The organism is Pseudomonas sp. B21-019 (genome assembly GCF_024749225.1).
Lineage (GTDB): Bacteria > Pseudomonadota > Gammaproteobacteria > Pseudomonadales > Pseudomonadaceae > Aquipseudomonas.
Genome location: NZ_CP087193.1, coordinates 5,180,871 through 5,195,330 on the forward strand (window position 1 = coordinate 5,180,871; position 14,460 = coordinate 5,195,330).

At 60.2% G+C, this 14,460-nt stretch carries 9 protein-coding genes and 1 pseudogene; 1 reads left to right on the forward strand and 9 read right to left on the reverse strand.

Annotation, left to right across the window (positions count from 1 at the left end; all coding sequences use genetic code 11):
- Positions 1-11 precede the first annotated feature (11 nt).
- The gene (gene purL / locus LOY36_RS23200) at positions 12-3,908 is read right to left on the reverse strand and encodes a phosphoribosylformylglycinamidine synthase (protein WP_258671089.1); all 3,897 of its coding nucleotides are present in this window, start codon (positions 3,906-3,908) and stop codon (positions 12-14) included.
- 274 nt (positions 3,909-4,182) lie between these two features.
- Here purL and mltF point away from each other — a divergent pair, with 274 nt between their 5' ends.
- Complete coding sequence (gene mltF / locus LOY36_RS23205) at positions 4,183-5,643, forward strand: membrane-bound lytic murein transglycosylase MltF (RefSeq protein WP_258671090.1); 1,461 nt, start codon at positions 4,183-4,185, stop codon at positions 5,641-5,643.
- A gap of 130 nt (positions 5,644-5,773) precedes the next feature.
- On the opposite strand, the gene pdxJ is transcribed toward mltF, so the two are convergent.
- The 8 genes and pseudogenes from pdxJ to lptF form a co-directional block, all read right to left on the reverse strand.
- Positions 5,774-6,520, reverse strand: coding sequence for a pyridoxine 5'-phosphate synthase (gene pdxJ / locus LOY36_RS23210; RefSeq protein WP_007936221.1), 747 nt, complete (start codon positions 6,518-6,520; stop codon positions 5,774-5,776).
- 80 nt (positions 6,521-6,600) lie between these two features.
- Complete coding sequence (gene recO / locus LOY36_RS23215; protein ID WP_258671091.1) at positions 6,601-7,290, reverse strand: DNA repair protein RecO; 690 nt, start codon at positions 7,288-7,290, stop codon at positions 6,601-6,603.
- A 217-nt stretch (positions 7,291-7,507) separates the two neighbouring features.
- Entirely contained in the window at positions 7,508-8,410 is a 903-nt protein-coding gene (gene era / locus LOY36_RS23220) for a GTPase Era (protein WP_007936226.1), read from the reverse strand.
- The gene (rnc, locus tag LOY36_RS23225) at positions 8,403-9,092 is read right to left on the reverse strand and encodes a ribonuclease III (protein WP_018927089.1); all 690 of its coding nucleotides are present in this window, start codon (positions 9,090-9,092) and stop codon (positions 8,403-8,405) included. The genes era and rnc overlap by 8 nt, the downstream gene beginning before the upstream one ends.
- A gap of 184 nt (positions 9,093-9,276) precedes the next feature.
- Positions 9,277-10,131, reverse strand: coding sequence for a signal peptidase I (gene lepB / locus LOY36_RS23230; RefSeq protein WP_258671092.1), 855 nt, complete (start codon positions 10,129-10,131; stop codon positions 9,277-9,279).
- A 5-nt stretch (positions 10,132-10,136) separates the two neighbouring features.
- Positions 10,137-11,936, reverse strand: a complete 1,800-nt coding sequence (gene lepA, locus LOY36_RS23235; RefSeq protein ID WP_018927092.1) for a translation elongation factor 4 — start codon at positions 11,934-11,936, stop codon at positions 10,137-10,139.
- Between the two features lie 170 nt (positions 11,937-12,106).
- Positions 12,107-13,168 (reverse strand): LPS export ABC transporter permease LptG, encoded by a 1,062-nt coding sequence (gene lptG / locus LOY36_RS23240; protein ID WP_018927093.1) that lies wholly within the window; start codon positions 13,166-13,168, stop codon positions 12,107-12,109.
- Positions 13,161-14,278: pseudogene (lptF, locus tag LOY36_RS23245) on the reverse strand (LPS export ABC transporter permease LptF). The gene lptG and the pseudogene lptF overlap by 8 nt, the downstream one beginning before the upstream one ends.
- Between the last annotated feature and the right edge of the window lie 182 nt (positions 14,279-14,460).

Sequence of the window (14,460 nt, forward strand, 5' to 3'; positions counted from 1 at the left end):
GCTCCCCGCTCTTAGTTAACCCAGACGCGAGCGTTACGGAACATACGCATCCAAGGTGCGTCTTCGTTCCAGTCTTCCGAACGCCACGAGTTCTGCACCGCGCGGAACACACGCTCCGGGTGCGGCATCATGATGGTCACGCGACCGTCGCGGCTGGTCAAACCGGTGATACCGCGCGGCGAGCCGTTCGGGTTGGCCGGGTATTTCTCGGTGACCTTGCCGTGGTTGTCGACGAAACGCATCGCCACGCAACCCGACAGATCGGCTTGCAGCAAGGCTTCTTCGCTGGCGAATTCGGCATGGCCTTCACCGTGGGCGATGGCGATCGGCATGCGCGAACCGGCCATGCCCTGCAGGAAGATCGAGTTCGATTCCTGGATCTGAACCATGGCCACGCGGGCTTCGAACTGCTCGGAACGGTTACGCACGAAGTGCGGCCAGAACTCGCTGCCCGGGATCAGCTCGTGCAGGTTGGACATCATCTGGCAACCGTTGCACACGCCGAGGGTGAAGCTGTCGGTACGTTCGAAGAAGCCCTGGAAGGCATCGCGAGCGCGGCTGTTGAACAGCGCGGACTTGGCCCAGCCTTCACCGGCACCCAGTACGTCGCCGTAGGAGAAACCGCCGCAAGCGACCATGCCCTTGAAGTCGTTCAGGTCGACACGGCCGGCCAGAATGTCGCTCATGTGCACGTCGATCGCGTTGAAACCGGCACGGTCGAACGCGGCCGCCATTTCCACCTGACCGTTGACGCCCTGCTCACGCAGCACGGCAACCTGTGGGCGAATGCCTTTCTTGATGTAAGGCGCGGCGACGTCCTGGTTGACGTCATAGCTGAGCTTGACGCTCAGGCCCGGGTTGTCTTCTTCCAGCAGCACGTCGAACTCTTGTTCGGCGCAGTCGGCGTTATCACGCAGACGCTGGATCTGGTAGCTGGTTTCAGCCCACTGACGTTGCAGCAGACGACGCTGACCTTCGAATACGGTATCGCCGTTAAACGTGATGCTGATCTCGCCGTTGTTCATCGGCTGACCGATCACCGATACGCAGTCGCCCAGGCCAGCAGCGCTGAACTGCGCGAGGATATCCGCGGTGGCGTCCTGGCGAACCTGAATCACGGCGCCCAGTTCTTCGTTGAACAGGATCGCGGCGATATCGGCGGAAGTCTCTGCCAGACCGTCGAGGTTCAGGCTCAGACCGCAGTGGCCGGCAAACGCCATTTCCACCACGCTGGTCAGCAGACCACCGTCGGAACGGTCGTGGTAAGCCAGCAGGTGACCGTCGGCGTTGAGGCCCTGGATCACCGCGAAGAAGGCTTTAAGGTCTTCGGCGTCATCGACGTCCGGGGCTTGTTTGCCGAGCTTGCCGTGAACCTGCGCGAGGATCGAGGCACCCATGCGGTTCTGGCCGCGACCGAGGTCGATCAGGATCAGGTCGGTGGTGCCCTTGTCCATGCGCAGTTGCGGAGTCAGGGTCTGACGGATGTCAGCCACTGGCGCGAAACCGGTCACGATCAGCGACATCGGCGAAGTGACAGCCTTATCGACACCTTCGTCGTTCCAGCGAGTGGCCATGGACATGGAGTCCTTGCCCACCGGAATGGTGATGCCCAGCTCAGGGCACAGTTCCATGCCGACCGCTTTCACGGTGTCATACAGACGTGCGTCTTCACCTGGGTGACCGGCAGCGGACATCCAGTTCGCCGACAGTTTGATGTCGGAGATCTTGGCGATGCGCGAGGCGGCGATGTTGGTCAGGGTTTCGCCGATGGCCATGCGGCCCGACGCCGGAGCGTCCAGCAGGGCCAGCGGAGTGCGCTCGCCCATGGCCATGGCTTCACCGGTATAAACGTCGAAGCTGGTGGCGGTAACGGCAACGTCGGCCACCGGAACCTGCCACGGGCCGACCATCTGGTCACGGGCCACGAGGCCGGTGATGGTGCGGTCGCCGATGGTGATCAGGAAGCTTTTGCTGGCCACGGCCGGGTGATGCAGGACGCGCTCGACGCAGTTGGCGATGTCGAGGGTCGACGGATCGAAATCGTCACCCAGCTCGTTTTCACGAACCACCGAACGGTGCATGCGCGGGGCTTTGCCCAGCAACACTTCGAGCGGCATGTCCACCGGGCTGTTGCCGAAGTGGCTGTCGGTCACGGTCAGTTGCGGCTCGGCAGTGGCTTCGCCAACTACCGCGAATGGGCAACGCTCACGCTCGCAGATCGCCTTGAAGCGCTCGAAGTCCGCCGGGCCGACTGCCAGAACGTAGCGTTCCTGGGATTCGTTACTCCAGATTTCGTGCGGGGCCATGCCCGGCTCGTCGTTTGGAATGTTGCGCAGTTCGAAACGGCCACCGCGGTCGCCATCGTTGACCAGTTCCGGGAAGGCGTTGGACAGACCGCCCGCGCCGACGTCGTGGATGAAGCTGATCGGGTTTTTGTCGCCCAGTTGCCAGCAACGGTCGATGACTTCCTGGCAACGACGCTCCATCTCAGGGTTTTCACGTTGTACGGAAGCGAAATCCAGGTCCGCCGAGCTGGTGCCGGTGGCCATGGAGGAAGCCGCGCCGCCGCCCAGACCGATCAGCATCGCCGGGCCGCCAAGCACGATCAGCTTGGAGCCAACGACGATTTCGCCTTTCTTGACGTGTTCTTCACGGATGTTGCCCATGCCGCCAGCCAGCATGATCGGCTTGTGGTAACCGCGAACTTCGTCACCATGAGGGGTGGTGATCGACTGTTCGAAGGTACGGAAGTAACCGGTCAGCGCCGGACGGCCGAATTCATTGTTGAATGCAGCGCCGCCCAACGGGCCTTCGATCATGATGTCCAGCGCGGTAACGATGCGCTCGGGTTTGCCGTACGGCACTTCCCACGGCTGTTCGAAGCCCGGGATCTGCAGGTTCGACACGGTGAAACCGGTCAGGCCAGCCTTTGGCTTGGCGCCGCGACCGGTGGCGCCTTCGTCGCGAATCTCGCCGCCACTACCGGTGGATGCGCCCGGGAACGGGGCAATCGCGGTCGGGTGGTTGTGCGTTTCGACTTTCATCAGGATGTGCACCGGTTCCTGCACCGCGCCGTACTGGCGGGTTTCAGGGTCCGGGAAGAAACGGCCGGCCACGGAGCCAACGATGACCGAGGCGTTGTCCTTATAAGCCGACAGAACACCTTCGCTGTGCATCTGGTAGGTATTCTTGATCATGCCGAACAGGCTTTTTTCCTGGCTCTGACCGTCGATGTCCCAACTGGCGTTGAAGATCTTGTGACGGCAGTGCTCGGAGTTCGCCTGGGCAAACATCATCAGTTCGATGTCGTGCGGGTTGCGCTTCAAACCAAGGAAGGCGTTGACCAGATAGTCGATTTCGTCTTCGGCCAGGGCCAGGCCCAGCTCGGTGTTGGCTTTTTCCAGCGCGGCGCGGCCGCCACCCAGCACGTCGATCGCGGTCAGGGGCTTGGGCTCGGCGTGGCTGAACAGGCCGGAGGCTTGTTCGAGGTTGCCCAGCACGATCTGGGTCATGCGGTCGTGCAGCGCGTCTGCGATCAGCTGCGCGTCAGCGTCGCTGAACTGGCCGGCGACGTAGAACGCGATGCCGCGCTCCAGGCGCTGGATCTTGGTCAGGCCGCAGTTGCGAGCGATGTCGCTGGCTTTACTGGACCATGGAGAAATGGTGCCGAAACGCGGCAACACCAGGAACAGACGACCAGTGGGCTCTTGTACCGGAACGCTAGGGCCGTACTTCAGAAGGCGCGCGAGCACCTGCTGTTCGTCGCCGGTCAGGACGCCGGTAACTTCGGCGAAGTGAGCGAATTCAGCATACAAGCCGCTGACAGCTGGAACCTTCTGGCTCAGTTGCTCAAGGAGTTTGCTGTGGCGAAAGGCAGAAAGGGCAGGAGCGCCGCGCAGGATCAACATCTTCGGGACAGCCTCGGGAAGGGGTGTGCTTTGAGGCCGTGCATTCTAGCCTAAACCGCCCGCGACATCACCCGAAACGGTGCGTGCGGTTGCACCCGAACGTCGGGCCGGGCATTCGGGCCGTAAACAGGTGCGCGCCGGGGGTTATTTTTTCTGTCACAAAATGCTGTTCGGGCCCATTACTGCGGGCTCCAAGCGGGTTTTTGACGCCCTAGCAGACAAGCCCTTCGCTGTCGAGATATGGCGCTCGTGGTCCTTTGCGTATACTGCGCAGATGTTTTCCCCAACGGCTTTGCGTCCGCGGTACGCCAAATGGCTGATCGCAACCGGACTCTTCCTGATGCTCAGTGGCTGTGTTGATAAACCCAACACGCTGGAGCGCGTAAAGGAGGATGGCGTGCTGCGGGTGGTTACCCGGAACAGCCCCGCCACCTACTTTCAGGATCGCAACGGTGAAACCGGCTTCGAATACGAGCTGGTGAAGCGCTTCGCCGACGATCTGGGGGTCGAGCTCAAGATCGAAACCGCCGACAACCTCGACGACCTGTTCAATCAGGTGGGCAAGCCAAATGGCCCGGTGCTGGCTGCTGCCGGCCTGGTCAGCAGCGAGGACCGCAAAAAACAGGTGCGGTTTTCCCATTCCTACCTCGAAGTCACCCCGCAGATCATCTATCGCAACGGCCAGTCGCGGCCGACCGACGCAGGCGATCTGGTCGGCAAGAAGATCATCGTGCTCAAGGGCAGCACCCACGCCGAGCAATTGGCAGAGCTGAAAAAGAAATATCCGGGCATTGAATACGAAGAGTCCGACGCGGTTGAAGTCGTCGACCTGCTGCGCATGGTCGACGAAGGTCAGATCGACCTGACCCTGGTCGACTCCAACGAAGTGGCGATGAACCAGGTCTACTTCCCCAACGTGCGGGTCGCCTTCGACCTCGGTGATGCCAGCAACCAGAGCTGGGCGGTGGCCGCCGGCGATGACAACAGCCTGCTCAACGAAATCAACGCCTACCTCGACAAGGTGAAGAAAAACGGCACCCTGCAACGCCTCAAAGACCGCTACTACGGGCATGTCGACGTACTCGGCTACATGGGCGCCACCACCTTCGCCCAGCATTTGCAGCAGCGGTTGCCCAAGTACGAGAAGCACTTCAAGGCGTCCGCCAAGGAAGAAAAGGTCGACTGGCGTCTATTGGCGGCGATCGGTTATCAGGAATCGCTGTGGCAAGCGGCAGTCACGTCCAAGACCGGCGTGCGCGGATTGATGATGCTGACCCAGAACACGGCGCAAGCCATGGGCGTTTCCAATCGCCTGGACCCCAAGCAGAGCATCATGGGCGGCGCGAAATACCTGGTCTACATGAAGGATCAACTGGATGAGTCGATCCAGGAGCCGGATCGTACGTGGTTCGCGCTGGCAGCCTACAACGTTGGCAGCGGTCACCTGGATGACGCACGCAAACTGGCGGCCAAGGAAGGGTTGAACCCGGACAAGTGGCTGGACGTGAAGAAAATACTGCCGCGCCTTTCGCAGAAGCAGTGGTACAGCAAGACTCGTTATGGCTACGCCCGTGGCGGCGAGCCGGTGCATTTCGTGGCAAACATCCGTCGCTACTACGACATCCTGACGTGGGTCACGCAGCCGCAGCTCGAAGGCACCCAAGTCGCCGAGGGCAACCTGCATGTGCCGGGGGTCGACAAGACCAAGCCGAGCCAGGAAACCCCACCGCTTTAAATCTTCGTAACCTTCAAAGCCCCCATCGCGGGCAAGCCACGCTCCCACAGGTTTTGCGTTGAATGACGACTGTGTATTCGACGCAAAACCTGTGGGAGCGTGGCTTGCCCGCGATGGCAACGCCGCCGATCTAGCCTTTCAACGCAGCAGCCAGAATCAGCGCCTTCATCTCCGACACTGCCGACTTGAACCCGACGAACAACGCATGGGCCACCAGCGCATGGCCGATGTTCAGTTCGTTGATGCCCTTGATCGCCGCAACAGCTTCGACGTTGTGATAGTGCAAACCGTGGCCGGCGTTGACGATCAGGCCTTGGGCCAGACCGAATGCCACGCCGTCGGCCACGCGCTTGAGCTCTTCAGCGACTTCGGTGGGCGTCTCGGCGTCCGCATAACGCCCGGTATGCAATTCAATGGCCGGCGCGCCGACACGGCGGGACGCTTCGATCTGCCGCTCGTCAGCGTCGATAAACAGCGACACTTCACAGCCGATCTTCGCCAGGCGATCCACCGCCGCCTTGATCCGCGCTTCCTGTCCCGCTACGTCCAGACCGCCTTCAGTGGTCAGTTCCTGACGGGTTTCCGGCACCAGGCAAACGTGCGCCGGGCGGATACGCTCGGCGAACGCCATCATTTCTTCGGTGACGCCCATTTCGAAGTTCATGCGGGTTTGCAGCACATCCTTGAGCAGCAATACGTCGCGCTCCTGAATGTGCCGGCGGTCTTCACGCAAGTGCACGGTGATGCCGTCAGCGCCCGCCTCTTCCGCGTCCAGCGCTGCCTTGACCGGATCCGGGTAACGAGTACCCCGGGCCTGACGCAGGGTGGCAACGTGGTCGATGTTCACGCCAAGAAGAATGCGATTGCTGGTGGTCACGGAAGCGCTCCTGAAAGAGGGAAAATTCGGTGCACAGCATACACGGGAGATAGGGTCTGTTGACGCAAGCATCAACAGATCTACGGCTTTCGAAATAACTCGCGACTGACCAATGGACGACCACCCAAATGAACGGCCAGCGCCTGACGCATCAAGCGCTTGGCGGCCGACAGTGCTCCGGGCGCGGTCCAGTCGGCATCGGCCATGGCCAGCAGTTCGGTACCGTTGAACAGGCCGGGTTGCAACAGGTAAACCCGCTCCAGCCCCGCATCCACCTGCAAGCGGTAGAGACCGTCCGGCGCGACGGGATCGCCATGGATGTCGGTATTCAACGCGAAGCCATAACCGAGATCATCAAGCAGTCGCCATTCGAAGGAGCGCAGCAACGGCTCCAGCGGTCGACCTTCGGCCAGGGCAAGCAAGGTCGCGGCGTAGTGATCGAAAACTGCGGGATGAGGATCTTCGGCGGGCAGCAGGCGGATCAGCAATTCGTTGAGGTAGAGACCACTGAACAGCGCTTCGCCATTGAGCCAGGTGGAAACGCCGGCGCTTTCCATGCGGCCGACATTCTTCAGTTCGCCCCGGCCACGGAACTCGACTTCCAGCGGCACGAACGGCCGCGCCAACGTCCCAGCCTTGCCCCGCGCACTGCGCAACACCGCCCGCAGCCGACCTTGCGGCGTGAGGAAATCCACCAGAGCACTGCTTTCGCGGTAGGCGCGGGAATGGAGCACGTAGGCGGGTTGGCCGGTTGGCGGGCTGGATGACATCAGTTTCCGAATCTCTGGAGATCCACTGTGGCGAGGGAGCTTGTCGGAACGCCGCACCGTCCCGCTGGGCTGCGAAGCGGCCCCAAAACCATGCACCACAGTGTTTCAGGTAAAACCGCGATGCCAGGATTTACGACTGCTTCGCAGCCGAACGGGAGCAAGCTCCCTCGCCACAAAAGCTCGCTCCCACAATTGAATCGATGTGCTGGTGGACGATTTACAGGTCGCCGTAACCCAGCGAACGCAAGGCGCGTTCGTCGTCGGACCAGCCGCCTTTCACCTTGACCCACAGGTTAAGCATGATCTTGGAGTCAAACAGCAGCTCCATGTCCTTGCGCGCCTCGGTGCCGATGCGCTTGATGCGCTCGCCCTTATCGCCAATGATGATTTTCTTCTGGCCGTCACGTTCGACGAGGATCAAGGCATGGATGTGCAGGGTTTTGCCCTGCTGCTTGAACTCTTCGATTTCCACGGTGATCTGGTACGGCAGCTCGGCACCCAACTGGCGCATGATTTTTTCGCGAACCAGTTCAGCGGCAAGGAAGCGGCTGCTGCGGTCGGTGATCTGATCTTCCGGGAAGAAGTGATCGTTTTCCGGCAGGTGCTCGGCGATCACTCGCTCCAGCGTGTCGAGGTTGTGCCCGTGCTGGGCCGAGATCGGCATGATCTGCGCGTTCGGCAGCTGTTCCTGCAACCAGGTCAGGTGCGGCATCAGCTCGGATTTGTCTTCGATGCGGTCGGTCTTGTTCAGCGCCACGATCAGAGGACCGGTCACGTACTGAACGCGCTCGAGGACCATCTGGTCTTCGTCGGTCCACTTGGTACGGTCAACCACGAAGATCACCACGTCGACGTCTTTCAACGCCGCCGAAGCGGTCTTGTTCATGTAGCGGTTCAGGGCCTTTTCGCCCCCCTTGTGCATGCCCGGGGTGTCGACGTAGATCGCCTGAACGTCGCCTTCGGTCTTGATGCCGAGCATGTTGTGGCGGGTGGTCTGCGGCTTGCGCGAGGTGATCGCCAGTTTCTGACCCAGAATGTGGTTCAGCAGCGTGGACTTGCCCACGTTGGGACGGCCGACGATGGCAACATAGCCACAGCGAGTTGCGGTTGAATCAGTCATTGCCATTCTCCACACCCAGGGCAATCAGTGCTGCGGCGGCCGCTACCTGTTCGGCAATACGACGACTCACACCCTGACCTCGGCTTTTTTCATTCAGTAAGATGATTTCACATTCGACGAAGAACGTCCGGCAATGCGGCTCACCCTGGATATCCACCACTTCGTAACGCGGCAGCTCACAACCACGGGACTGCAGGAATTCCTGCAGGCGGGTTTTCGGATCTTTGTTGGTGTCGACCAGCGTCAGGCCTTCGAACTCTCCGGCCAGCCAGGCCAGCACGCGCTCGCGCGCCACCTCCATGCCGGCGTCCAGGTAGATCGCACCGATCAGCGCTTCGAGGGCATCGGCCAGAATCGACTCGCGACGGAAACCGCCGCTTTTCAACTCGCCGGAGCCCAGGCGCAGGTATTCGCCCAGGTCGAAACCACGGGCCAGTACGGCCAGGGTCTCACCTTTCACCAGGCGTGCACGCAAACGCGACAACTGGCCTTCGCGGGCCAGCGGGAAGCGATCGAACAGCGCCTCGCCGGCGACGAAGTTGAGGATGGCATCGCCGAGGAATTCCAGGCGTTCGTTGTTGCGCCCGGCAAAACTGCGGTGAGTCAGGGCCAGGACCATCAGCTCCTGATCCTTGAAGGTGTAACCGAGCTGACGCTCGAGACGGCTTAAGGAGACGCTCACGGTTTACCCACGCTGAGTTCGTGGTTGGATTCCACCGCCAGGGCCTTGATGCGGCGCAGGCTTGGGACAATTAACGCTGTGTTCAAAAATAACGTCCTGAATATCGTTGTTTTCATGCTTCTGTCGCCGATTGTGCCGACTCCAGAAATGCATTCGGCGCTGTGTTCAACAGCGCCGTGTGTGATTACTTGATCAGGCCTACCCGCGAGAAATTCGGCAGGTGACTGAGTTTGGGTTCCGGCCAGCTCATCCAGACTGCGAAGGCCTTGCCGACGATATTCTTGTCGGGAACCATGCCCAGCAGATCCTTGGGAATACTCGGGTCATCCCAGTAGCGACTGTCGTTCGAGTTGTCGCGGTTGTCGCCCATCATGAAGTAGTGCCCGGCTGGCACGGTCCACGTATGGTCCGGCGTTGCACGGTAGCGGCTCATTTCCTTGCGGATCAGGTGCTCGGCGACGCCGAGTTTTTCCTTGTAGAGCTCGGCGCTGCCCAACGTGCCCGGCTCGGAGCCGACCAGTTGTTCGGCAATCGACTCACCGTTGACGAACAGGCGCTTGTCGGCGGTGTAGCGAATCTGATCGCCCGGCAGGCCCACCACACGCTTGATGTAGTTGACATTCGGGTCGCTCGGGTAGCGGAACACCATCACATCGCCGCGCTGCGGATCACCGACTTCGATGACTTTCTTGTCGATCACCGGCAGGCGGATCCCGTAAGAAAACTTGTTCACCAGAATGAAGTCGCCGACGTCCAGGGTCGGTTTCATCGAGCCGGAAGGAATCTGGAACGGTTCCACCAGGAACGAACGCAGCACCAGCACGATGAACAACACCGGGAAGAACGACTTGCCGTATTCGACCAGCAGCGGCTCTTTGTTCAGTTTCTCGACCACTACCATGTCAGCCTGGCTGACGCTCCCCTGATAGGAGTTGATGGCAGACCGGCGCCGTGGCGCCAGGAACAGCAGATCGAGCAACGCCAACAGGCCGCAGACGAACACGGCGATGACCAGCAACAGCGGGAAATTTAGTGACATAGGACCTAACTATCCAACCTGAGCACGGCAAGGAAGGCTTCTTGTGGAATTTCCACGTTACCGACCTGCTTCATGCGTTTTTTACCGGCCTTTTGCTTTTCCAGCAGCTTTTTCTTACGGCTGACGTCACCACCGTAGCATTTGGCCAATACGTTCTTTCTGAGTGCCTTGACGGTTGTACGCGCCACAATCTGACCGCCAATGGCGGCCTGGATTGCCACGTCGAACATCTGCCGCGGAATCAGGTCTTTCATCTTCTCGGTCAACTGGCGACCTTTGTAGTGCGAGTTGTCACGGTGCACGATCAGCGCCAGGGCGTCGACCTTGTCGCCGTTGATCAGCACGTCCAGTTTCACCAGGCTAGCCGATTGGTAACGATCGAAATGGTAGTCCAGAGAAGCATAGCCGCGACTGGTGGATTTCAGACGATCAAAGAAGTCCAGCACCACTTCGTTCATCGGCAGGTCGTAGGTCACTTGTACCTGGGAGCCGAGGAACAGCATATCGACCTGTACACCACGTTTTTCGATACACAGGGTAATGACGTTACCCAGGTGCTCTTGCGGCACAAGAATATTGGCGCGCACGATTGGCTCGCGCATGTCTTCGATGGCCGACAGGTCCGGCAGCTTGGACGGGTTATCGACGTAGATCGTCTCGCCGGTCTTGAGCAGCAGCTCGAAGATTACCGTCGGCGCCGTGGTGATCAGGTCCAGGTTGTATTCGCGCTCCAGGCGCTCCTGGATGATTTCCATGTGCAGCATGCCGAGGAAGCCGCAACGGAAGCCGAAGCCCAGTGCGTCTGAGCTTTCCGGTGTGTATTGCAGCGACGAATCGTTGAGGGTGAGCTTTTGCAGCGCCTCGCGGAAGTCTTCGAAGTCGTCGGAGCTGACCGGGAACAGGCCGGCGTACACCTGTGGCTGAATGCGTTTGAAGCCTGGCAGCACATCGACGTCCGGCGTCGAGCTCAAGGTCAGGGTATCGCCCACTGGCGCACCGTGAATGTCCTTGATGCTGGCGATGATGAAGCCCACTTCACCGGCCTTCAGGTCGACGGTAGGGGTGTGTTTGGGGTTGAATACACCGACGCTGTCCACCAGATGGATCTTGCCGGTGGACTTGACCAGAATCTTGTCGCCCTTCTTCACCCGACCGTGGCGCACACGAACCAGGGAAACAACGCCCAGGTAGTTGTCGAACCAGGAGTCGATGATCAACGCTTGCAGCGGATCTTCGATGTTGCCGGTCGGCGCGGGAATGGTGTGAACCAGGCGCTCGAGCACTTCATCGACGCCCAGGCCGGTCTTGGCACTGCACTCGACCGCATCGGTGGCATCGATGCCGATGATTTTTTCGATTTCTTCCTTGACGCGCTCCGGATCGGCCTGTGGCAGGTCGATCTTGTTCAGCACCGGCATGACTTCCAGGCCCTGCTCGATCGCCGTGTAGCAGTTGGCAACCGATTGCGCCTCGACGCCCTGACCGGCATCGACCACCAGCAACGCACCTTCACAGGCCGCCAGCGACCGGCTGACTTCATAGGTGAAGTCGACGTGGCCCGGGGTATCAATGAAGTTCAGCTGGTAGTTAATGCCATCGCGGGCTTTGTAATACAGGGTGACGCTGTGGGCCTTGATGGTGATCCCGCGTTCACGTTCCAGGTCCATGGAGTCCAGCACTTGGGCTTCCATTTCGCGCTCGGCAAGGCCGCCGCACATCTGGATGAAGCGATCGGCCAGCGTCGACTTGCCATGGTCAATGTGGGCGATGATGGAGAAATTGCGGATATGACTCAAATCACTCACGGATCAACACTCAAAAAGGCTGCAGGCATAGCCCGCCGAAAAATAGCCGGGAATTGTACCTGATCCACGGCGCAAGCGTCACGTTTGCAGGTCAGACGGCGCCTACAAAAACGCCCCGGTCTTGCGACAGGGGCGTTTTGAGTGACAAGCAAGACCGGAAAAACCCGCGATCAACCGGCCCGGCGCAGCAACCAGACCCCAGCCAGGGCGCAGACACCGGCCGGCACCAGCACCGCAAAGAGCGGCGAGAAACCGAACACCAGGCTCGAAGGCCCGAGCAGATCCTGGACGATACGGAAGGTGAAGCCCACCAGTACACCAGTGAAGACCCGCTGACCGAGGGTCACCGAACGCAGCGGACCGAAGATGAAGGAAATCGCCATCAATACCAATGCAGCGGTCACCAGCGGCTGCAATACCTTGACCCAAAACGCCAGCCAGTAACGTCCGTTACTCAGGCCCTGGTCAGCCAGGTAGTGGATGTAATTCCACAGACCGCTGATCGACAACGACTCGGGCGCCATCACCACGGTACTCAGCAGCTGCGGGCTCAGGGCAATTTCCCAGCGCTCCACCGGAGCAGTCACCACCTCGGTACTTTTGTCATGGAACAGCGTGGTCGTGACATCGGTCAGTTGCCAGTGATCGGTATCGAATTCCGCACGTTTGGCGAAGCTCGAAGACAGCATGTGGCGCTGATCGTCAAAACGATAACGGGTCACACCGTACAGCAGACCGTTGGGTTGTACGGAGTTGACGTGAATGAACTCATCACCCTGACGGTGCCACAAACCGTGCTTGGCGCTTTGCGCATCGCCACTGCCCTGGGCCAGCGAGCGGTTGGCTTGAGCGGTGATTTCCGTGGCCGGCGCAACGTACTCGCCGATCACCAACCCTACCACCATCAGGATCAGCATCGGCTTCATCACGGCCCAGACGATCCGACCGATGGACACACCGGCGGCACGCATGATGGTCAGCTCGCTGTGACTGGCCAGACTGCCGAGGCCGATCAGGCAACCGATCAGCGCCGCCATCGGCAACATGTCGTACAGGCGGCGCGGCGCGGTCAGCAACACGTAGCTCAGGACATCCATCAGCGTGTAGGTATCGCTGACTTCGCTCATTTCATCGATGAAGGCGAACAGCGTGGCCAAGCCCAGAATGATCCCCAGAACAGCCAGGATCGCGATGAACACGCTGCTACCGATGTAGCGATCGAGCTTATCCACGGGCCACCTCCAGCGCGCTGCGGCGACTCGCCATCTTCAAGCTCAGCGACTCCCAGTACAGCAAGCCCAGACCGATGGCCAGGAAAACTGCATGCACCCACCACAAGCCCAACACCGGCGGGATCTTGCCCTTTTCGAGGGCGCCGCGAGCGGCAATCAGGATGGTCAGGTAAGCCATATAAAGAAGAATCGCCGGCAGCAGCTTGAGGAAACGGCCCTGGCGCGGGTTGACCCGCGACAGCGGCACCGCCATCAGGGTCACGATGAAGACCAGCAACGGCAGGGACAGGCGCCATTGCAGTTCGGTACGCGAGCGGATGTCGTCGCTGGCCAGCAAGGAACTGGTGGTCATCGCATCACGGTCAGTCACTTCATCGCTGACGTCGGGTTTTGGCAGTAATACGCCGTATTCGTCGTACTTGATGGCGCGGTAGTCGGCCTGACCCGGATTACCGTCGTAGCGGTAGCCGTTGTCGAGAATCAGGTAACGGTTGCCATCGGGCCTGATTTCCTGACGGCCCTTCTCGGCTACCAGCACGGAAATCCCCGATCCTTGTTGTCAGAACTGACATTCTTTTGCGAAATGAACACGCCGCCCAGATTGATGCGGTCATCCGACAGTTGCTCGGTGTAGGTCACCCGAGTGCCGTCGCGCAAGGCCTGGAAGCGACCCGGCTCGAGGGTGTCGAACTCGGTCAGTGCATCCTGTTTGTTCAGCAGCAGCTGGAACTGGTTGGCACCTTGTGGCGCCAGGCTCAGGCTCAGCCACGCCACGACCAGGGCAACCAGGGTGGCCGGAAAAAGAGTCATGGCAAACAGACGCTGCTGGCTCATGCCGGTGGCAGACAACACGGTCATTTCGCTTTCGAGGTACAGACGACCGTAGGCCAGCAGGATCCCGAGAAACAGCCCCAAAGGTAGAATCAGCTGCAGGAAACCCGGCAGACGAAAGCCCATGATCAGGAACAGCGAGCCCGGGTCCAGGAGCCCGGAGGCCGCCTGGGCGAGGTATTTGATGAAGCGTCCGCTCATGATGATGACCAGCAGCACGGCGCTGACGGCGCTCAAGGTCAACAGGACTTCGCGGGATAGATAACGGAAGACAATCAAACCAGACACTCCAGGGTTGTCAGGCTAAGCGGCCAAACAAGCAAACATATCAGCCGGCCCGCAGGGCAGAGCCGCCGAAAAAGATGCGCATTATCCTGTGATTGAGTGCGCCTGTCACTGCACATGCTCAAGCAGGCGCCTGAACCGCTGAAGTTCGCATAACCGAGGGTTGTCAGGCGCAG